The organism is Nostoc sp. UHCC 0870 (assembly GCF_022063185.1).
Classification (GTDB): Bacteria; Cyanobacteriota; Cyanobacteriia; order Cyanobacteriales; family Nostocaceae; genus Trichormus.
The window spans coordinates 4,596,310-4,615,833 of sequence record NZ_CP091913.1 but is presented as its reverse complement, the minus strand read 5'-3'; the positions used below and the strand labels follow the sequence as shown (position 1 = coordinate 4,615,833).

The window sequence follows — 19,524 nt, the reverse complement described above, 5'->3', positions numbered from 1 at the left end:
TATTACAAACCTTGGAAAAATATTTAGAAATTGTCTGCTAGCCAAACATAGTTCTAACGTAGAACCTATAGGCTAGACTTGAGGCGAATTATGATGAACAAAAATAATATTCAAAACTATCGGTTTGTTTGCACCTTAACTTTTGGTGATATCTACGGTCAAATAATTGTTTGGTTAATTACCATTACTCTTAGCTTGGCATCAGCTTTGGCACTGATGGGTGCAAGACGACCTGTATATGCTTTAACTACAGTGGGTCTGGTCGTACTGTTGTCTCTACCTTTCTTATTGTTTGCGTTTGTAACTACATTGTTAAATCATATTGAATTAATTTCTGTAGAACCAGGTGTAAAAACTGAACCTATCCCTGGTAATGTTTCTCAGCAACAACCTGTACAAGCTAGTAGCTGAAGCATGGGGAATGGGGAATGGGTAATGGGTAATGGGTAATGGGTAATAGTCTAGAAACCTACCCGAATATTGGGATGCAAGCCTCTAAATTTATTTATGGGGATTTCCCCTATTGCCTATTGCCTTTTAATTTCTTAATTTTGAATTTTGAATTTTGAATTTTGAATTGATTTCACCTCTCTACAATAGAACAGCAGTGTTTTGCAGCTAGGGTCTACGTATGTTGGAACATGATGTGATTATTGTTGGGGGTGGATTGGCGGGGTGTCGTGCTGCTGTGGAAATTGCCCGCACTGACCCCAGTTTAAATATTGCGGTGGTGGCGAAAACCCATCCAATTCGTTCTCACTCGGTTGCAGCCCAAGGAGGGATGGCAGCAGCATTAAAAAATGTCGATACTACTGATACTTGGGAAGCCCACGCTTTTGATACTGTCAAAGGTTCTGATTATTTAGCAGACCAAGACGCTGTAGCAATTCTCACCCAAGAAGCCGCCGATGTAGTCATTGACTTGGAACATATGGGGGTTTTGTTCTCCCGTTTAGACGATGGTCGCATTGCACAACGGGCTTTTGGCGGACATTCTCACAACCGTACCTGCTACGCCGCCGATAAAACTGGTCACGCAATTTTACATGAGTTGGTGAATAACTTGCGGCGTTATGGCGTGCAGATATATGAAGAATGGTATGTCATGCGCCTGATTTTAGAGGAGAATGAGGCGAAAGGTTTGGTGATGTACCGCCTGCTAGATGGTCAGGTTGAGGTACTACGGGCAAAGGCGGTGATGTTTGCCACGGGGGGTTATGGTCGCGTTTATAACACCACCTCCAATGATTACGCTTGTACAGGTGATGGTTTAGCAATGACCGCACTTGCAGGTTTACCCCTGGAAGATATGGAGTTTGTCCAGTTCCATCCTACAGGATTGTATCCCGTGGGGGTGCTGATTTCGGAAGCGGTACGGGGAGAAGGGGCGTATCTGATTAACTCCGAAGGCGATCGCTTCATGGCGAATTATGCACCTAGTCGGATGGAACTAGCCCCCCGTGATATCACTTCACGGGCGATCGCCTACGAAATTCGCGCCGGGCGTGGTATAAATCCTGATGGTAGTGCTGGCGGTGCTTATGTTTATCTAGATTTGCGACACATGGGTAAGGAAAAAATCATGAGTCGTGTCCCCTTCTGTTGGGAGGAAGCACACCGTCTAGTCGGGGTGGATGCAGTCACCCAACCAATGCCAGTCCGTCCTACTATTCACTATTGTATGGGTGGGATTCCTGTCAATACTGATGGTAGAGTCCGCAGTAGTGGCGATGGTTTTGTTGAAGGTTTCTTCTCGGCTGGGGAGACGGCTTGTGTTTCCGTCCACGGTGCAAACCGCTTAGGTAGTAATTCCCTATTGGAGTGTGTAGTCTATGGTAAACGAACTGGTGCGGCGATCGCGCAATATGTGCAGAAACGTAAGCTACCCACTATAGATGAGCGCAGTTACATCACACAAGCCCAGCAAGAAATTCAATCTTTAATTGCACAGCCGGGACAATACCGCATTAACCAAATTCGTCAAAACTTTCAAGATGCGATGACTGAGTTTTGCGGCGTTTTCCGCACTGAAGAATTAATGCGTGAAGGATGGGAGAAAATTACAGAAATACAACAGAAATATAATCAAATTTATTTAGATGACAAAGGTAGTTGTTGGAACACAGAACTTGTAGAAGCCTTAGAACTGAGAAGTTTAATGATAGTGGGACAGACTATTTTAGCCTCAGCCATCAATCGCCAAGAAAGTCGCGGCGCACACTTCCGCGAAGATTACCCCCAGCGAGACGATGCTAATTTTCTGAAACACACAATGGCTTACTATTCACCAGCCGGGATTGATATTCAATATCGCCCAGTCGCAATTACCATGTTTGAGCCAAAAGAGAGGAAATATTAGAACAATTCGCAATTCGCAATGGGCTAACGCCCCGCTCCGCTAACGCAATTCGCAATTTGCAATGATGCTCCCCCCCGACTCTCTAAGCGTTGGCGCAGCCTCTGTTTATTACCTGACTTTTCACGTTATGTGGAAAAGCTAACGCGAGACCTAACCCCCTAACCCCCTTCCCTACTAGGGAAGGGGGAATATGTAGAGACGTTGCAGGCAAAGTCTCTACAGTTGTAGGCTACGGTGTACACACATCTCTATACTGAGTGCAAAATGTGGTTTGATCCCCCTAAATCCCCCTTCAAAAGGGATCAGAACGATACGGGATAAGGTTATCAGACTTGTGTGTACACCCTCCAGGTTTCGCGGTAGCGTTGCGTAGCAAAGAAAACTACGCCGAGTCCCTTTTCTCTCTCACCTGTCACCTGTCACCTGTCACCTGTCACCTATCACCTGTCACCTATCACCTGTCACCTATCACCTGTCACCTATCACCTATCACCTATCACCTGTCACCTGTCACCTGTCACCTATATTTCTCATGAACGATGTATCCCGCTTATCCCCAACCCATTCACCAGCTGCAAGTTCTCGGTTGCAGTTGTTGGTATTAAGTAATGGTCATGGGGAAGATGTAATTGCTGTCCGCATTTTGCAGGAATTGTTGCAACAATCAAACCCACCAGATATCTTTGCTTTACCTCTGGTGGGTGAAGGACGGGCTTACCAACAGTTAGATATTCCTCTCATTGGTTCAGTCCGCACAATGCCCTCTGGTGGGTTTATATATATGGATGGGCGACAATTGGCGCGGGATGTGAAAGGTGGCTTGGTACAACTAACTTGGAGTCAAATTCAAGCGGTGCGGCGTTGGGTGCGTTCCCAGAAAAAATTAGGTAACAAGAACGCTATCTTGGCGGTGGGGGATATTGTCCCGTTATTGTTTGCTTTTATAAGTGGTGCTAAATATGCCTTTGTCGGGACGGCGAAGTCAGAATATTATGTGCGGGATGAAGTGGGAATATTAGCTAGGGAATCAAAAGCAGCCAAATGGGAAAACTTTTCGGGTTCGATTTACCATCCTTGGGAGAGGTGGTTAATGAGTCGCCGCCGTTGTCGCGCGGTGTTTCCTAGGGATGGGTTGACAACAAAAATTTTAAATCAGTGGACGATTCCCGCTTTTGATGTGGGAAATCCAATGATGGATGGTTTAGAGGCGAGGTTTAATACCCAACAGTTTTATCGTGCTGATAGTCAACAGCAAGAAATGGCTAGACCGTTGATGATGACTCTCCTCCCTGGTTCGCGTGCGCCGGAAGCTTATAAAAATTGGGAAATAATTATGGTGGCGGTGTCTGCATTGATGGGGAGTTTTCGGGAGCAAAATTCGTTTGTACCAAGTTCTAGTAATGTAGTATTTTTAGGAGCGATCGCACCAAATCTAGACTTGAGTATACTAGCCCAAACTGTGCAGTCTCAAGGCTGGCGACCGTCTACAGAGTCACCTCTTCCCCTACCGGATGAAAATGCTGTGATCTTCCAGCAAAGCAACGCCTATATCATCTTGACGCAACAAGCATACAACGAATGTTTGCATTGGGGAGATATTGCGATCGCAATGGCGGGGACAGCTACAGAACAGTTTATCGGTTTAGGTAAACCTGCGATCGCTATTCCTGGGGAGGGGCCGCAATATAACCCCGGTTTTGCAGAAGCCCAAAGCCGACTTTTAGGCTTATCGCTGATTTTAGTGGACGAACCAGAACAAGTTGCTCAAGAAGTGCGATCGCTTTTCACTTATCCTGATAGACTGCATATTATTGCCGAGAATGGCAGGCGCAGGATGGGGAAACCAGGTGCAGCAGCAAGGATTGCTGAGTATTTAGTAGAAAAATTCAATATTTAAGCCCCTTTCCGGGTCGGAGAGGGGTTGGGGAGAGGTTCAGCAAATCTATACCCAACGTCCAGCAATTACGCTACTAACCCAGAACGCAAAGCCCGTACAGCCGCTTGGGTACGGTCATCGGCGCAGAGTTTATTCAGAATGTTACGAACGTGAGTTTTAACTGTGCCAACAGTAATATAGAGTTTCTCCGCAATTTGTCCGTTACTGCAACCAGCCACAATTAACTCTAAAATTTCTAACTCCCGTTGAGTCAGTGGGTAAGTCTCTAAAACTTGTTCGTATTCTGAAGGTAAAGCTTCGATTTTGACTGTTTTTGGTTTATCAGATGATTGGGTTTCTACAGGAATACCTTGCCGCATTTTCTGTAATACCACATTGGCGATCGCTGGATCAATCCAAGAGTTACCCGCGTAAGTTGCTTGTATCGCCTCTGTTAATTTACTAATGCTTGTCTCTTTCATGTAATAAGAGTCTGCACCTGCGGCGAAGGCTGCTAGCACTGCATCCTCGGTATGATCCATTGTCAGGATCAAAACCTTAGTATTTGTTTGTCCACTTTCAGCTTGATAGCGTCTAAACTTACGGGTGAGTTCAATGCCATCCATGTCAGGTAAGCCAATATCTACCACGGCGACATCTGGCTTTGCTGTTTCCAAAAGTTTTAATCCTTGAGTCGCATTAGCAGCTTCGCCGACTACTTTCAATCCCCCGTGGGACTGCAATGCAGCTCTTAACCCCATCCTTGTTAAGTCATGGTCTTCAATTAAAATAATGCTGATTTCATTCATTGCTACACCCGCTATTCCTTCTTTGCAGCTGACAAACTAAATTTTTTTTAGTTTTTTCTAATTTGCTTTCTATGAGTTTTCCAAACCTAAGATAGATGATCTGTGTATATCCCTGCATCCATCGATAGAAATAATCACTACCATTTTTTTTCAGGCTTGATGTAGCTCAAAATCAGGCCTGGGGTATATTAATTTTTTGCTGAATAATATAAGATACTTGCTTTCTACAGCGATAAAGTAGACCAACCGGATCGATTACAATGCTTACAGTTAAAGAAATCTAGGATAGAGGAGCTAATACAATTTTTTACCCTACTTTTTATTCACATCCTGCCATTGGTTTACATTTGTCTACTTCTTGCTGATGGATAGGTTACTATAAATTATTATTCCATAATATGGCATAATTTAAAAAAAAATTATCTGCCGTTCTGACTGAGAAGATAATTACAGAAAAATTTATTGTAATTTTTATCAACTCTTACAGATGTGATCGCCAAGAAAACACGGGTATGTGTTTGGCGATCGCTAACAAATTTTAGAAATACCAAATATGACAAGATGAGATTGTTTGGCTACGACTAGCCTCATATTTCCCTGCACTCAGATCAAGCGATCGCAACAGTTCAACGCCTCAATCTGATGTTAACCAATCTTTGTTTCTAACTCTCACTAATGGGTGAGGACTTGTGTTAACTCATTCTTTTACAATCGTAATGAAGGTTAATAAAGTATTTTAAGTTACTTTACAATATCCGTTGTCTTTGGTGGGAGTCAGGGATCAATCCTTTGTAAATTGTTAATTAGTTGTCCATTTATAATTAACAATTCAACAACAGCACAATTTAAATAAAAAATATACCCCCAATGTAAATAAATATAATTTTAGCAAAGGATGAATAATCAACAAAATGTCATGACTACCAAAATAAAGCTCAATAGAATTAATATTACCAATGCAATTAATTTATTGGTAAAGAAATAAGTTAGAACTACTCATAATGTTGTGTGGGCAGTAAGCTGAGTTATAGAATTTGCCTCTAATCTAATTAAAGACAGTCAAAAATTCAAAGACCTTTCATTGACTCAGTATAATTCCCCAAAGATATACTCAACATTTGCAATTATTTAGTTTGTTAGTTTAAAAAAGATATGTTTGACCCCAACCTGTATTTGACAGCGAAAATAAAAACCAATGAAAGAAACGCTGAGAATTTTGGTTGTAGACGATGATGAGTTAGACCGGATGACAGTCTATTTAGCCCTCACGCAAGCCGGTGTAAAAATAGAATTGTCTGAAGTAAGTGACGCAAGAACTGCAATCTCTACCTTAAGACATACTACCTATGATTGCGTTTTCTTGGACAATGATTTACCAGACCAAGATGGTTTAAGCTTAATACAAAAGCTACGTGCCTCAGAAATTAAAGTCCCCCTAGTAGTGATCACAGATCAAGGAGATGAACAAACGGCTGTTGAGTTGATGAAAGCTGGTGCTACCGATTATCTAGCTAAATCAAGGTTGTCATCAGCAACCTTAACCCAGGTTTTACGCCATGCGATGCGGGTTTACCAAGCAGAAATGCAAACCGCTTTAGCAAATCAGCAGCTGAAAGAAAGCAATGAACAGCTATTACGTAAAAATCAAGAACTACAGAGACAACAGGAACAAATTCAGTTACAAAATTTAAAACTATTAGAAGCATCACGGCTAAAATCTCAGTTTTTAGCTACCATGTCTCATGAGTTGCGAACACCAATGAATGCTATTATTGGTTTTGCTCAAATATTGTTGCGTCCTAAGTTTGGTAATTTGACAAATCAGCAAACAGATATGGTAGAACGTATCCTGAATAATGGGAAGCATTTGCTGATGCTAGTGAATGAAGTTCTCGACTTTTCTAAGTTGGAGGAGGGAAGATTAGCACTCCAGCCAGAATTATTTGATTTGGCGAAAGTTACCCATACGACAGTTGCAGAAATTCGTTCTTTAGCTGAAGCAAAAAAGTTGTCTTTGGTAGTAAAAATAAATACAGCTAACCCTGTAATTTTTAATGATCCAGTCAGAATCAGACAGATATTATTGAATTTATTATCTAATTCTATTAAATTTACTGAGTCTGGTAGTATTTGGGTAGAAGTACAAGACCTGGGAGAAAATCGAGTAGCACTCTCTGTTCGAGATACAGGTATAGGTATATCTTCCGAAGATTTTCAGCATATCTTTGAAGCTTTTCGACAAGTTGATCAAAGTATTACCCGTAAATATTCAGGTACAGGCTTGGGTTTAGCAATTATCAACTCCCTTGTCCGAATGATGGGCGGCAAAATCTCTCTTGAAAGTCAAGTAGGGGTTGGTTCTCTATTTAAAATTGAACTACCAAGAAAAGTATCATTATCTACCTCAAATCAAACGTTTGCGGCGGTGGAGTTCAATGGTAAAGGAATTTTGTCTTCTCCTCCAAATCCACACCCATCTACTTCTCAAACGAGCCAAGTCTCTATGGGTTTCCCTCACCTAAAACTATAAAATTTCTTAACCAGTTGATTATCATGTCTGTTGTTGAAAATTCTCAAATTGATCGTATTTTGGCTGTTGATGATACTAGAGATAATCTGATTTTGGTTCAGACCATTCTCGAAAGTGAAGGCTATGAAATAGACTTAGTTACAGATGGGATGTCAGCTTTAGAAAAAGTTGCTCAATCTCCACCTGATTTGATTTTGCTAGATGTGATGATGCCAGGAATGGATGGTTATGAAGTAACACGGCGCATCCGCAAGAATCCTGAACTCAGCTATATTCCTATTTTATTAATTACCGCCTTTCATGAATCCAGCGTTGTCGAAGGTTTAGATGCTGGTGCAGATGATTTTATTCGCAAACCTTTTGATACAGATGAACTCTTAGCGAGAGTGCGATCGCTTCTCCGTCTCAAGCACAGTCTCGACGAACAGCGTAAAATGGCGCGTCAACGAGAAGACTTTGTTTCTCGCCTGACTCACGATTTACGTACCCCTTTAGTAGCAGCTGACCGGATGCTGGATTTATTTGCAAAAGAAACCTTTTGTCCTATTTCCCCAGAAATGAAACAAGCGATCGCTGTCATGATTCGCAGCAATCAAAATCTCATGCAAATGGTCAACACCCTCTTAGAAGTTTATCGCTTCGAGGCAGGTAAAAAGACCTTGAATTACGAAAGCTGCAATCTTCCAGAAATCGCCTCAGAAGTAGTCAGTGAACTCATCCCTCTAGCCAGCGAAAAAAATATTAGTCTTAAACTAGACACCAGTAACTTAGATAACCTGGGAAATAAAGCTGGTGTAGTTATGGGTGATGCCTTAGAACTACGGCGTGTGCTACATAACTTAGTAGGTAATGCCATTAAATTTACCGACACAGGCAGCATTAGCATCAATATATCGGAAACCAATCACAACTGGGTAAATATCGAAGTGGAAGATACCGGTTATGGAATTGCTATTGAAGACCAATCTACTATTTTCGAGCGATTTCGCCAAGGTAGAAATAAAAGGTCAGGTAGTGGCTTAGGATTACATTTATCCAGCCGCATCATCGAAGCACACGAAGGGAAAATTAGCCTCAAATCCGAACCAGGAAGAGGAAGTACATTCACCATCCAACTACCAAAAAATTTAAATTAGTCCCCAGTCCCCAGTCCCCAGTCCCCTATTCCTGACATAACTGATAAGCTGAGGAAAATTGAAATTTGCCGCAAAGCAAGCGGCGAATAACTGCTTCTAAATCTTCAATCATGTAAGGTTTACTGAGGTATTCATCAAAACCTGCTTTAAGAATGCGTTCTTGATCCTCTCTATCAGACAAAGCTGTCACGGCTACTACAGGAATTTCACAAGTTAGCGGTTCTTGTTTGAGATAACGGATGACATCAATCCCATTGACACTGGGTAACAAGATATCTAACATAATTAAGTCTGGCTGATACTCTTTTGCTACCAGTACAGTATTTGTACTATCTTGTTGACAAATAAATCTACAGCCAAGTGACTCAAGGGCATAACTAATCAGCAGTAGACTGTCATCGTTGTCTTCCACTGCTAAAATCAACGGCTGCTGAGAGTTGCGCTTCTTTTTATCACTCATTAATGATTTTGCCAGATACATTTCTAGAAGATTCCATCAGAACTTATGATCATTCTTGAGTAAACGAGACATGGTATCTCGTCAGAAAAAATGCAAAAAATCACAATACTTTTTATAGGGTTAGCAGACACCTATTGATTATACGCAAGATTACAGAATATTTTTTGCCTAATTTCATCATAACTTAATATACATAATTCTGTTTTACAGTATAATCCCTGGTGTTATTTATTTCAGTAGATGTAAAGATACATTTTTACAAGTAGAGACGCTGAATTGTCTTGTATTAACTTAATAAGTTAGTTACTAAGTATTTCATCATTAAATAAAGGGTTAATATATTTTTGTAAACTTCTGTGTCTGGTTAGTTGCTTATTTTGTAGTATTTGTAGTACATTAATATTTATGTGGTGTAATATCGAGGCTTTAGTATAGTAGTTAAAATATAAAACTTAGTAAGCGATCGCAGATAATATAGGACTCATATTTAATAAAAAAAACTCATTACAACTTCAAAAAGCTGATTTTCTATTCGCTCAACCATCTTTTCTCATTCTGCCTGTGCCGCCGACAATTTTAGTTTTACAATAGGGTTCGGATTAGTGACTCCGAAACAGAAGCGAACACATCCTCAATCCTCAACCCAAAAATCAAAATTTTTCCGTCTCTGCCTTTGTTTTATAGAACATTATCAACCTATTAGTTTTAGATAAAATATGGAGTTTGATTATTTTAGTCACAGTGAAAATAGGCCAAAAACTCAAAATAGCCAAAGCTTACTTGCCAGTGGTTGGCGACCATTGCACCGAGAATTAGATTGGGAATTTTTATGGGAATTATTACATAGTGATACCAAAGAATTAACGCAAAAAAGCTTGAATCTAGCCAGTGGCATGGCAGAGATTTTAGGCAGGAATAATTATACTTGGTGGGCTAATATTTTAAGTCTAGCATCGGAAAATACTCGCTATGAAATAGAAAAGTTTTGGAACTATGTTACACCTGACAAACAATCACCTGATCATCGTTATAAAGACGTTTTAAATACAGAAACGCCCATATTACAATTTGTCAGCCGGAATAGTATTCCCATTGATTATGTACTGAACAAACTGCAAGAAATTACAGTTTTACGAGTTTTAAGTGTATTAGATCGTCCTGATATCATCACCCAATATTACTTAGAAAGGGATTTTTATTATCCTGTAGAAAAATTTGTAAATTGGGAACGTCTCGATGTTTTGAATACGGTTTATGCCTATTGGTCAAAACAGGATGTTTGGCTACAAGTTGAAGCTTACGATCGCGGACGGAGACAATATACCTTAATGTCCAGGGATATGTCACCACTGGTTAACAAAGCTACTCACGACTTAGCAGTGATGCTGAGTGGCTATCAAAGCCGTGTTGGTAGAGTCCATAGCCAATTTCCGATTCGCAGTTTCCCCGCAGATATTCAAAACTTCACTGATACAGTCCAGCAAGCTATTCTGAATCAAAACCAGCTGGCGGTGGTAGTCAACGGCGAACCAGGTACAGGTAAAACTGCGTGGACACAAGCAGTAGCCAAAGAAATTCTCGTCCCTTTAGGATACGTCATCTTTATTTTGGATCATGATGCGATCGCTAACTTTGTTCCCCCCACATACTTAGAACGAATTTGTATCATTATCAACGAAGCCGATAACCTAGCTCAAAACCGCGCCTCGGAAGTAGCCCAGTATAACAACAAAACAGAACACATTTTGAGCTTATTGGATGGGACTTTATATCAAAGCGTTATTGATGATGCGGGGATTCAAATCAAGCAGCGATTAGTAGTATTGATGACTTGTAATACTACTGAAAGACTAGATCCAGCAATGTTAAGGAAAGGTAGAGTAGATTTAATGTATGAATTTACTCAGCGATTTGTTTAAACTTATAAATGTAGAGAAATCTATGCTTTTCCTTACGGAAATCTTGCCATGATAAATAAGGTATGTATGATATGTGAGGGAATTTAAATCATGCCAAGAAACATCAACATTTAAAACTTAATACCCTTTATACACGCTGTTATTCGGAGATTTATTTAGTTAAAAATAATTCCGAAAAATGGCATTATTTGCTACATATTGAATTTTGGAAAATAGCGTTTTCATTACAACTTAAAAATCCAGTTAGCTGCACAATGGGGCAAAGAAACAATACTGTTTATTTGCGCTCGGAGACGAAGAAAATAATGGTAGCGATGTCTACGACCGGCAACGCCAACGCAGAAATTCAGCATCGGCTAACTGTACAAACTGTAGAAATTGCCCCTAATACTACGGCGATTCGCTGTCTAGACTGGGATCGCGATCGCTTCGATATCGAATTCGGACTGCAAAACGGTACGACTTATAATTCATATCTGATTAGGGGTGAACAAACAGTTTTAGTCGATACTTCTCACCAGAAGTTTCGCCAACTGTATTTAGATACACTTAAAGGTCTGGTTAACCCCAAGACTATTGATTACATTATTGTCAGTCATACAGAACCAGACCATAGTGGTTTGGTGGAAGATGTGCTGCAATTAGCACCAAGAGCAACTGTTTTGGCTTCTAAAATTGCGTTGCAATTTTTGGAAGGTTTGGTACATGATCCTTTCTCCAAGCGGATTGTCAAAAGTGGCGATCGCATCGATATTGGTAAAGGTCACGAAATCGAATTCGTGAGTGCGCCTAACCTCCACTGGCCAGACACCATCTTTAGTTATGACCGCAAAACCCAAACCATCTTTACTTGTGATGCTTTTGGGATGCACTTCTGTGACGATCGCACTTTTGATGAAGATTTAGAAGCGATCGAAGCTGATTTTAGATTCTACTATGACTGTCTCATGGGGCCAAATGCTCGTTCTCTCCTGAACGCAATGAAGCGGATGGGCGAACTGGGCAAGATTAATATTATCGCCAACGGTCACGGGCCGTTGTTGTATCATCACCTGGATGTCTTGACCGAGTGCTACCAAAGTTGGAGTCAAAGACAAGCCAAAGCCGAAACCACTGTTGGTTTATTCTATACCTCCGATTATGGATATAGCGATCGCCTTGGTCAAGCCATAGCTGAAGGTATCCAAAAAACTGGTCTGGGTGTAGAAATCATTGACCTCAGCACCACCGACATCCAAGAAATCCAAGAATTGGCAGGTAGAGCAGCTGGTTTAATTATCGGTATGCCCCCGACAACCTCCGTTGCAGCCCAAGCTGGTATTAGTTCTTTGCTATCTGTAATTAAAGATAAGCAAGTAGTCGGCTTGTTTGAATGCTTCGGCGGCGATGACGAACCGGTTGATACAATTCGCCGGAAGTTTATCGACTTGGGCGTAAAAGAAGCCTTCCCAGCCATTCGGATTCGAGAAGTTCCCGGTGCATCCACCTACCAAATGTGTACCGAAGCAGGTACAGACTTGGGTCAATTGCTGACACGGGAACGCAACATCAAGCAAATCAAAGCCCTTGATGTCAACATGGAAAAGGCTTTGGGACGGATTAGCAACGGGTTGTATATTGTCACCACCAAAAAAGGTGATGTTAGCAGCGCGATGTTAGCTTCCTGGGTAGCACAGGCGAGTTTGCAACCATTAGGATTCACCATTGCTGTAGCCAAAGACCGCGCCATTGATAGCTTAATGCAAATAGGCGATCGCTTCGTCCTCAACGTCTTAGAAGAAGGCAATTATCAAGAACTGAAAAAGCACTTCCTCAAGCGTTTACTGCCCGGTGCTGACCGCTTTACAGGAGTGAGAACCCAAACCGCTAAAAATGGTTCTCCCATCCTCACAGACGCTTTAGCATACATGGAATGCGAAGTCCAAAGCAGCATGGAATGCAGCGACCACTGGCTTTTATACTGCACAGTCCAAGAAGGTCGTGTTTCCAAATCCGATGGATTTACCGCAGTTCGTCACCGTAAGGTGGGTAATTACTACTAAAAGGGGTGTAGGGGTATAAGGGTGTAGGGGTGTAGGGGAAGAGAAGAAGCTGAGGAGATTTTACCCCAATCCCCAATCCCCAGTCCCCAGTCCCCAATCGCCAATCACCATTCCCGAATAATATGGATTTTCACCGCTTCATCGAATCCACTAAAAACTGGGCAAAGTCTACCCGGTTTTTCCAATTTTTTGAGAAATCTGAAAAAAAATCTATGAGCGATTCCAAGCCCCGTGACGTACAAGTTCTTCCGATTGCTACAGATACTAAAGTTCTCAGAGCGCGTAGTTGGTCACGTCTGCGGTTTGAAATTGAATATGCCTTGGAAAGAGGTACTACCTCTAACTCTTATGTAATCGAAGGTGATAAAACTGCAATTACTGACCCCCCTGCTGAAACTTTTACGACAATTTATCTAGAAGCATTACAGCAGACGCTCAATTTGAAAAAATTGGATTACGTCATTCTGGGACACTTTAGCCCCAACCGTATACCTACCCTCAAGGCTTTGCTAGCACTAGCTCCGCAAATTACCTTTGTTTGTTCCCTTCCTGGTGCAGCTAATTTACGGGCGGCGTTCCCCGATGACAGCTTAAGTATTTTGGTGATGCGGGGGAAAGAAACCCTTGATTTAGGCAAGGGTCATGTGTTGAAGTTCTTGCCTATTCCTAGCCCCCGTTGGCCGGAAGGACTTTGCACCTATGACCAACAAACCCAGATTCTCTACACAGATAAGCTGTTTGGGGTGCATATCTGTAGTGATGATGTGTTTGATGACAACTGGGAATCCTTCAAGGAAGACCAGCGTTACTACTACAACTGTTTGATGGCCCCCCATGCTATTCATGTGGAAGCAGCATTGGAGAAGATTTCCGACTTACAGGTGAGAATGTATGGTGTAGGTCATGGGCCTTTGGTACGTACCAGTTTAATGGCACTTACCCAAGCCTACGCTGATTGGAGTCTGGCTCAGAAAGACCGGGAAATTTCTGTGGCGTTATTATATGCCTCAGCTTACGGTAATACGGCAACTCTTGCACAGGCGATCGCACTCGGACTAACTAAAGGTGGTGTAGCAGTCCAATCAATTAACTGTGAATTTGCCACCCCGGAAGAAATCCAGTCCAATTTAGAGAAAGCAGACGGTTTTCTTATCGGTTCACCCACCATTGGCGGTCATGCACCAACCCCCATTCACACCGCTTTGGGTATTGTCCTGAAAGTGGGTGATAACAATAAACTAGCTGGGGTATTTGGTTCTTACGGCTGGAGTGGTGAAGCCTTAGACATGATTGAAGGTAAACTCCGCGATGCTGGATATCGCTTCGGTGTGGACACCTTAAAAGTTAAGTTTAAACCCGACGATGTCACCCTCAAGTATTGCGAAGAAGTGGGTACAGACTTCGCCCAAACCTTGAAGAAAGCTAAGAAATTACGTGTACCCCAACAAGCCGCTACCCCTGTAGAACAAGCTGTAGGTAGGATTGTCGGTTCAGTTTGCGTGATTACAGCCAAGCAAGGCGAAGTATCTACAGGAATGCTCGGTTCTTGGGTATCTCAAGCTACCTTCAATCCTCCAGGCTTAACTGTGGCGATCGCTAAAGAACGCGCTATAGAATCCCTCATGTATCCCGGTGGTAAATTTGCCCTGAATATCCTCTCAGAAGAGAATCACGGCGAATACATGAAGCATTTCCGCAAAAACTTCAAACCCGGAGAAGACCGTTTTGCCAACTTCACCACTACGGAAGCTGAAAACGGTTGTACTGTGCTAACTGATGCCCTCGCTTATGTGGAATGCTCAGTTAGTCAACGCATGGAATGCGGCGACCATTGGGTAGTTTACGCCACCGTTGACAATGGTAAGCTCATCAAACCCGATGATGTAACTGCCATCAACCACCGCAAAACAGGTAATCATTACTAAAAGCTTAAAAGCTAAATTGCTGAACCATTAGACCTTGTAGAGATGTTGCAGTGCAACGTCTCTACAAATTTGTTTGTGGGTAAAATGTCTCTTGAGTCTGAAAGCTAGCTGTTTAGGTGTAAACTTTATACAGCAAATAGCTGTAAATATAATTTTAGGTGGGCAAAATTTATTGTAGGCATTGCAATTAACGTCTAATTTGTCAATCAAAATTTTAAAATCAAAATTATGGAGTCAAATCAGCAACACAATCGCCACGAGGCTGATCAAGAGTTTCAAGCAGCCCTAGAACAGTTGGAAGATATCTTAATTGAAAGTGAGACTGAGGATGAGGCGATACCAGATATCTTTACGAGTAACGCCAATGCAGTTGAGCCGAGTGAAGATATAACTGATGCTGATTTAGCCGCCTGGGAAGACGCTGTTGCTGATATTGAACAATATCTAGAAGGAAGAACAAAAAGTAATTAGAAGGGAGCAGGGGAGCAGGGGAGCAGGGGAGCAAAGAAGAAAAACAAATAACTATTGACTCACTACTCACTACTCACTACTCACTACTCATTACTCACTACTCACTACTCATTACTCACTACTCATTACTCATTACTCACTACTCACTCTCGCCTTTGTCGCTGGGCTTCATATAGCATTAGGGCTGAGGTAATCGCTACATTCAAAGACTCCACGCCTGGACTCAGGGGAATTTTGACTTGCTTATCAGCCATTGCGGCTAAATCAGCCGACAAGCCAGCACCTTCATTTCCTAATAAAATCAAACTAGGTTTTTGCCAGTCTACTTCCCAATAAGTTAACTTGGCTGTGGGCAAGGTTGCTACTACCTGCATTCCCGCCTGCTGACAATTCTGTACTGTCGTCTTTAAATCTTCACTTACCGCCGTTGCTAGACGAAACCATTGTCCAGCCGAAGCACGCAAGACTTTAGGATTATCTAAATCTACGCTATCTTGACTTAACCATAAACCCGACGCACCAGCCGCCGCCGCCGTGCGAATCATTGTCCCTAAGTTACCAGGGTCTTGGATGGTTTCTACAGCTAAAACTATGCCAGTGTAAGGAACTTGCTGTTGGTGTTCACTGCGTTTGGCGATCGCTACTACCCCATCTGGTTGTACAGTAGTAGCGATCGCACTTAAAACTTCTGGACTGACAATTTCCGCGCGATCGCATAAACTACAAGCCAACTCCCACAATCCTGCATGGGCTGTTTCCCATTCTGGAGTACAACAGACCACCTCTAGGGGATAACTCACCGCACAAGCTTCCTCCAACAAGTGCGTCCCTTCCAATAAAAACAACTGCTGTCTATGGCGTTCCTTGGTAGAGTGCAGCTTGCGGATTTGCTTAACTAAAGGATTTTGTAAACTCGTTAACATCTGTAGTGCTGAATTAAGACTGCCGAATGCCGAGTATTTCTTTCTCAGCACTCAGCACTTAAATTTATGCGGAACCCGGGACTTGAACCCGGAAGCCTTGCGGCACTAGAACCTGAATCTAGCGCGTCTGCCAATTCCGCCAGTTCCGCCTGCGGTTTGCATATCGACAATTTCTTATTATTGCTTAATTATTAATGTTTGTCAACTTCCTAGAAAAGGATTAGAGACTGGGTACTAAGCTAAAGCACCTCTAGTTTGCATATGATGAATGCGCCTAACTATTGTGGGGTAAGCATCTTGCCCTTAGTGTCAAGTCAAGGAACTTCCAGATAAAAAATATTCAAACTGTAGGGTGCGTCAGTGCTATAGAACCTAACTATACTCAGAAATTATTCATACTGACGCACCCTACCCAACCATCAATTGCGGATAATTTATTTTTTGGTGTTCCCTAAATGTCCAACAGCTTAGTACGGCAAGGCTTCTGGTTTCGTTTTTCTCTACGTTCTAACTTTTCATGACTTCCGCGTAGCGGTACTAGGAGTTCAAAATTTACTCAGAGTTACGTTCAATGTAGGGACAAAATAAAGACAATAATGTAGACAAATCAGCTCTTTACTGTAGAATCAAAACCAACTTCTAGCTTATAAAATTAAGTACTTATTTTTTTTGGAGGTAGACTTATTAATCCTTCTAGCAGCTTACCAGATGCTAAACCTGTTGTTGAAGTAGACTCCTCAGTCTTACAAATATGGGGTGGGCATCCTTTACGGGGGCAGGTAAAAATTAGCGGGGCAAAAAATTCAGCTTTGGTCATCATTGCTGGATCTTTGCTATGTTCAGGAGATTGTCGCATTCGTAACGTTCCTTTGTTGGCAGACGTAGAACGGATGGCTGAAGTAATCTCAGCGTTGGGTGTACGCCTAACTAGAGAAGCTGATATTTTAGATATCAATGCCAGTGAAATCACCACATCAAAAGCTCCCTACGAACTAGTTACCCAATTGCGGGCTAGTTTTTTTGCCATTGGCCCACTTTTAGCCCGTCTAGGGGTGGCACAAATGCCATTACCAGGGGGTTGTGCCATTGGTGCTAGACCAGTTGATTTGCACGTCCGAGGACTGCAAGCAATGGGAGCAGAGGTACAGATTGAACATGGTATTTGTAATGCTTATGTTCCTGGTAGTAATGGTAGATTGAAAGGTGCGAAAATCTACTTAGATACTCCCAGTGTGGGGGCAACCGAAACCTTAATGATGGCGGCTACTCTAGCTGATGGCGAAACCATTCTTGAAAATGCTGCACGAGAGCCAGAAGTAGTAGATTTAGCTAACTTCTGCAATGCAATGGGGGCGAAAATACAGGGTGCGGGGACTAGCACCATAACTGTTGTTGGTGTTCCCAAATTGCATTCTATCGACTATTCGATTATTCCCGATCGCATTGAGGCAGGGACATTTTTAGTAGCGGGAGCTATCACGCGCTCAGAAATCAGCCTTTGCCCAGTAGTCCCAGATCATTTAATTCCAGTGATTGCCAAACTCCGGGATATTGGCGTAACCATCATTGAAGATGCACCAGACTGCTTACGCATTCTACCTGCGGAAATCCTCAAGGCAACAGATATCGACACCTTGCCCCATCCAGGTTTTCCCACAGATATGCAAGCACCGTTCATGGCCTTACTCACCTTGGCAGAAGGCGACAGCATCATTAACGAATCTGTGTTTGAAAACCGCTTGCGTCATGCCTCCGAGTTAAACCGCTTGGGTGCAGACATCCGCGTTAAAGGGAATACTGCCTTTGTGCGGGGAGTGCCAATACTATCTGGTGCGCCAGTGATTGGGACTGACTTACGAGCATCAGCAGCGTTAGTTTTAGCCGGACTAGCCGCCGAAGGACAAACCACAATCCAGGGATTACATCACCTTGATCGGGGCTACGATCAAATGGATGTGAAATTGCAACAATTAGGCGCAAAAATCCTGCGCGTAAGTGAAAGCCCAGTAGATACAGAAGCAGCGACGAATTAAGTTATGAGTGCTGAGTGCTGAGTGCTGAGTGGGGAATCTCGCTCAATACTCATTACTCAATACTCATTACTCATTACTACATCATCCTCTGATTGATTTTCACTCATAAAGCTAACTCGTAGCTAGTAGGTTGGGTTAAGCGTAGCGCAACCCAACATAAATTTAGATTGTTAGGTTTGTGTCGTCACGCTAAACGCCGTTTCCGGTTCAACAGTATAACATTACCCAGCACCACACCTAAACCTATGATGGTAGAAGGTTCAGGAATTTTGGAAACTACAAAATCTAATTCATATTTTTCTATACCATTTTTAGTTTCCTGAATCCAAAAAGTATAATTTCCTGATTGAAGGACACCACTAGGGAAGCCAACAAAGGAAAAACCCCTGATTGAATTCGCTTGACTCAAATCGTCTAAGATATTATCACCAACTTCTTTTCCTGTCCCTACACCAATAGTTGTTGCGCCCAGCAATTGAGGAGTATTTTGAGTAACAGTATTATTTTCAATCAGCGCACCTGCTTGTACCGCTAAAAATCCTTGATTGAGTAGATCATCATCTAATCCTTTATAGTCAGCCAGAATAATTTTATTCAGTAAATGACCATTGGGAATAGTAATGGAAAAGAAATCTTGGTCAAGATTGGGGTTGCCGGTTGTCGAGCCATTGATGCGGTTAGAACCATTAAACAGGTTGAGTTTTGTTGGGTTCAAGTTATCGCTAGATAAGTCACCTTGAGAGGCTTCACTATATACAATTTTTGCTCCATAAGCGTTGGGAGCAAATGCCAAGATAGCTACTAATCCTAACAATAAACTTTTCATAAATTACCTACTTTTTACAGAGAATCAGGTTATCTGATGTACATTAGACAAATTGATTACCCTTAATTATCTAATGTTCCACACCCCAAAATTCTTGATTTTGGTGAAGATTTACGCACAAATCACTCTGGGATAGTGGATGACTTCATCCAATGTTCATACAAAACCCCGTATCACTTAATACAGTAGACCGTAAGGCAAATTATCTTAGAATC

Annotated in this window: 14 protein-coding genes and 1 tRNA gene; 10 read left to right on the top strand and 5 right to left on the bottom strand. The window is 42.1% G+C overall.

Annotated elements, in window-relative coordinates; translation table 11 throughout:
• Positions 1–93 precede the first annotated feature (93 nt).
• From L6494_RS19460 to L6494_RS19450, 3 genes are all read left to right on the top strand, one after another.
• Entirely contained in the window at positions 94–411 is a 318-nt protein-coding gene (locus L6494_RS19460) for a hypothetical protein (RefSeq protein ID WP_190696577.1), read from the top strand.
• 220 nt (positions 412–631) lie between these two features.
• On the top strand, positions 632–2,359 hold the full coding sequence (locus L6494_RS19455) for a succinate dehydrogenase/fumarate reductase flavoprotein subunit (protein ID WP_237989375.1): 1,728 nt from the start codon (positions 632–634) through the stop codon (positions 2,357–2,359).
• A 532-nt stretch (positions 2,360–2,891) separates the two neighbouring features.
• Complete coding sequence (locus tag L6494_RS19450) at positions 2,892–4,256, top strand: lipid-A-disaccharide synthase-related protein (RefSeq protein ID WP_237989374.1); 1,365 nt, start codon at positions 2,892–2,894, stop codon at positions 4,254–4,256.
• 65 nt (positions 4,257–4,321) lie between these two features.
• Here L6494_RS19450 and L6494_RS19445 read toward each other — a convergent pair whose 3' ends face one another.
• Entirely contained in the window at positions 4,322–5,044 is a 723-nt protein-coding gene (locus L6494_RS19445) for a response regulator transcription factor (protein WP_237989373.1), read from the bottom strand.
• A 1,195-nt stretch (positions 5,045–6,239) separates the two neighbouring features.
• Between L6494_RS19445 and L6494_RS19440 the strand changes: the two genes are divergently transcribed.
• Both L6494_RS19440 and L6494_RS19435 read left to right on the top strand, forming a co-directional pair.
• Positions 6,240–7,574, top strand: a complete 1,335-nt coding sequence (locus L6494_RS19440) for an ATP-binding response regulator (RefSeq protein ID WP_237989370.1) — start codon at positions 6,240–6,242, stop codon at positions 7,572–7,574.
• Between the two features lie 23 nt (positions 7,575–7,597).
• The gene (locus L6494_RS19435) at positions 7,598–8,710 is read left to right on the top strand and encodes a hybrid sensor histidine kinase/response regulator (RefSeq protein WP_237989365.1); all 1,113 of its coding nucleotides are present in this window, start codon (positions 7,598–7,600) and stop codon (positions 8,708–8,710) included.
• Between the two features lie 25 nt (positions 8,711–8,735).
• On the opposite strand, the gene L6494_RS19430 is transcribed toward L6494_RS19435, so the two are convergent.
• On the bottom strand, positions 8,736–9,191 hold the full coding sequence (locus tag L6494_RS19430) for a response regulator (protein WP_237989364.1): 456 nt from the start codon (positions 9,189–9,191) through the stop codon (positions 8,736–8,738).
• A gap of 695 nt (positions 9,192–9,886) precedes the next feature.
• On the opposite strand from L6494_RS19430, the gene L6494_RS19425 reads away from it, so the two are divergent.
• From L6494_RS19425 to L6494_RS19410, 4 genes are all read left to right on the top strand, one after another.
• Positions 9,887–11,089 (top strand): AAA family ATPase, encoded by a 1,203-nt coding sequence (locus L6494_RS19425; protein ID WP_237989363.1) that lies wholly within the window; start codon positions 9,887–9,889, stop codon positions 11,087–11,089.
• A gap of 305 nt (positions 11,090–11,394) precedes the next feature.
• The gene (locus tag L6494_RS19420) at positions 11,395–13,131 is read left to right on the top strand and encodes a diflavin flavoprotein (RefSeq protein WP_237989362.1); all 1,737 of its coding nucleotides are present in this window, start codon (positions 11,395–11,397) and stop codon (positions 13,129–13,131) included.
• A 212-nt stretch (positions 13,132–13,343) separates the two neighbouring features.
• Positions 13,344–15,056: a diflavin flavoprotein gene (locus L6494_RS19415; RefSeq protein WP_237989359.1), complete on the top strand. Its 1,713-nt coding sequence runs from the start codon at positions 13,344–13,346 to the stop codon at positions 15,054–15,056.
• A 228-nt stretch (positions 15,057–15,284) separates the two neighbouring features.
• A complete protein-coding gene (locus L6494_RS19410; RefSeq protein WP_237989358.1) occupies positions 15,285–15,527 on the top strand; it encodes a hypothetical protein in 243 nt (80 codons plus the stop codon).
• Between the two features lie 143 nt (positions 15,528–15,670).
• Here L6494_RS19410 and L6494_RS19405 read toward each other — a convergent pair whose 3' ends face one another.
• Both L6494_RS19405 and L6494_RS19400 read right to left on the bottom strand, forming a co-directional pair.
• Positions 15,671–16,450 (bottom strand): TrmH family RNA methyltransferase, encoded by a 780-nt coding sequence (locus tag L6494_RS19405; protein WP_237989357.1) that lies wholly within the window; start codon positions 16,448–16,450, stop codon positions 15,671–15,673.
• Positions 16,451–16,517: 67 nt separating this feature from the next.
• Positions 16,518–16,599 (bottom strand) — tRNA-Leu (locus tag L6494_RS19400).
• A 534-nt stretch (positions 16,600–17,133) separates the two neighbouring features.
• Between L6494_RS19400 and murA the strand changes: the two genes are divergently transcribed.
• Entirely contained in the window at positions 17,134–18,483 is a 1,350-nt protein-coding gene (murA, locus tag L6494_RS19395) for a UDP-N-acetylglucosamine 1-carboxyvinyltransferase (RefSeq protein ID WP_237996156.1), read from the top strand.
• A gap of 184 nt (positions 18,484–18,667) precedes the next feature.
• Here the strand turns inward: murA and L6494_RS19390 are convergent, their stop codons facing one another.
• On the bottom strand, positions 18,668–19,309 hold the full coding sequence (locus L6494_RS19390) for a PEP-CTERM sorting domain-containing protein (protein ID WP_237989356.1): 642 nt from the start codon (positions 19,307–19,309) through the stop codon (positions 18,668–18,670).
• Between the last annotated feature and the right edge of the window lie 215 nt (positions 19,310–19,524).

Bases quoted from the DNA above. Each gene is read 5' to 3' on its own strand.
- L6494_RS19455 (WP_237989375.1), top strand. From the start codon at position 632: ATGTTGGAACATGATGTGATTATTGTTGGGGGTGGATTGGCGGGGTGT.
- L6494_RS19430 (WP_237989364.1), bottom strand. From the start codon at position 9,191: ATGTATCTGGCAAAATCATTAATGAGTGATAAAAAGAAGCGCAACTCT.
- L6494_RS19450 (WP_237989374.1), top strand. From the start codon at position 2,892: ATGAACGATGTATCCCGCTTATCCCCAACCCATTCACCAGCTGCAAGT.
- L6494_RS19420 (WP_237989362.1), top strand. From the start codon at position 11,395: ATGGTAGCGATGTCTACGACCGGCAACGCCAACGCAGAAATTCAGCAT.
- L6494_RS19440 (WP_237989370.1), top strand. From the start codon at position 6,240: ATGAAAGAAACGCTGAGAATTTTGGTTGTAGACGATGATGAGTTAGAC.
- L6494_RS19425 (WP_237989363.1), top strand. From the start codon at position 9,887: ATGGAGTTTGATTATTTTAGTCACAGTGAAAATAGGCCAAAAACTCAA.
- L6494_RS19415 (WP_237989359.1), top strand. From the start codon at position 13,344: ATGAGCGATTCCAAGCCCCGTGACGTACAAGTTCTTCCGATTGCTACA.
- L6494_RS19445 (WP_237989373.1), bottom strand. From the start codon at position 5,044: ATGAATGAAATCAGCATTATTTTAATTGAAGACCATGACTTAACAAGG.
- L6494_RS19390 (WP_237989356.1), bottom strand. From the start codon at position 19,309: ATGAAAAGTTTATTGTTAGGATTAGTAGCTATCTTGGCATTTGCTCCC.
- L6494_RS19460 (WP_190696577.1), top strand. From the start codon at position 94: ATGAACAAAAATAATATTCAAAACTATCGGTTTGTTTGCACCTTAACT.
- L6494_RS19435 (WP_237989365.1), top strand. From the start codon at position 7,598: ATGTCTGTTGTTGAAAATTCTCAAATTGATCGTATTTTGGCTGTTGAT.
- L6494_RS19410 (WP_237989358.1), top strand. From the start codon at position 15,285: ATGGAGTCAAATCAGCAACACAATCGCCACGAGGCTGATCAAGAGTTT.
- L6494_RS19405 (WP_237989357.1), bottom strand. From the start codon at position 16,450: ATGTTAACGAGTTTACAAAATCCTTTAGTTAAGCAAATCCGCAAGCTG.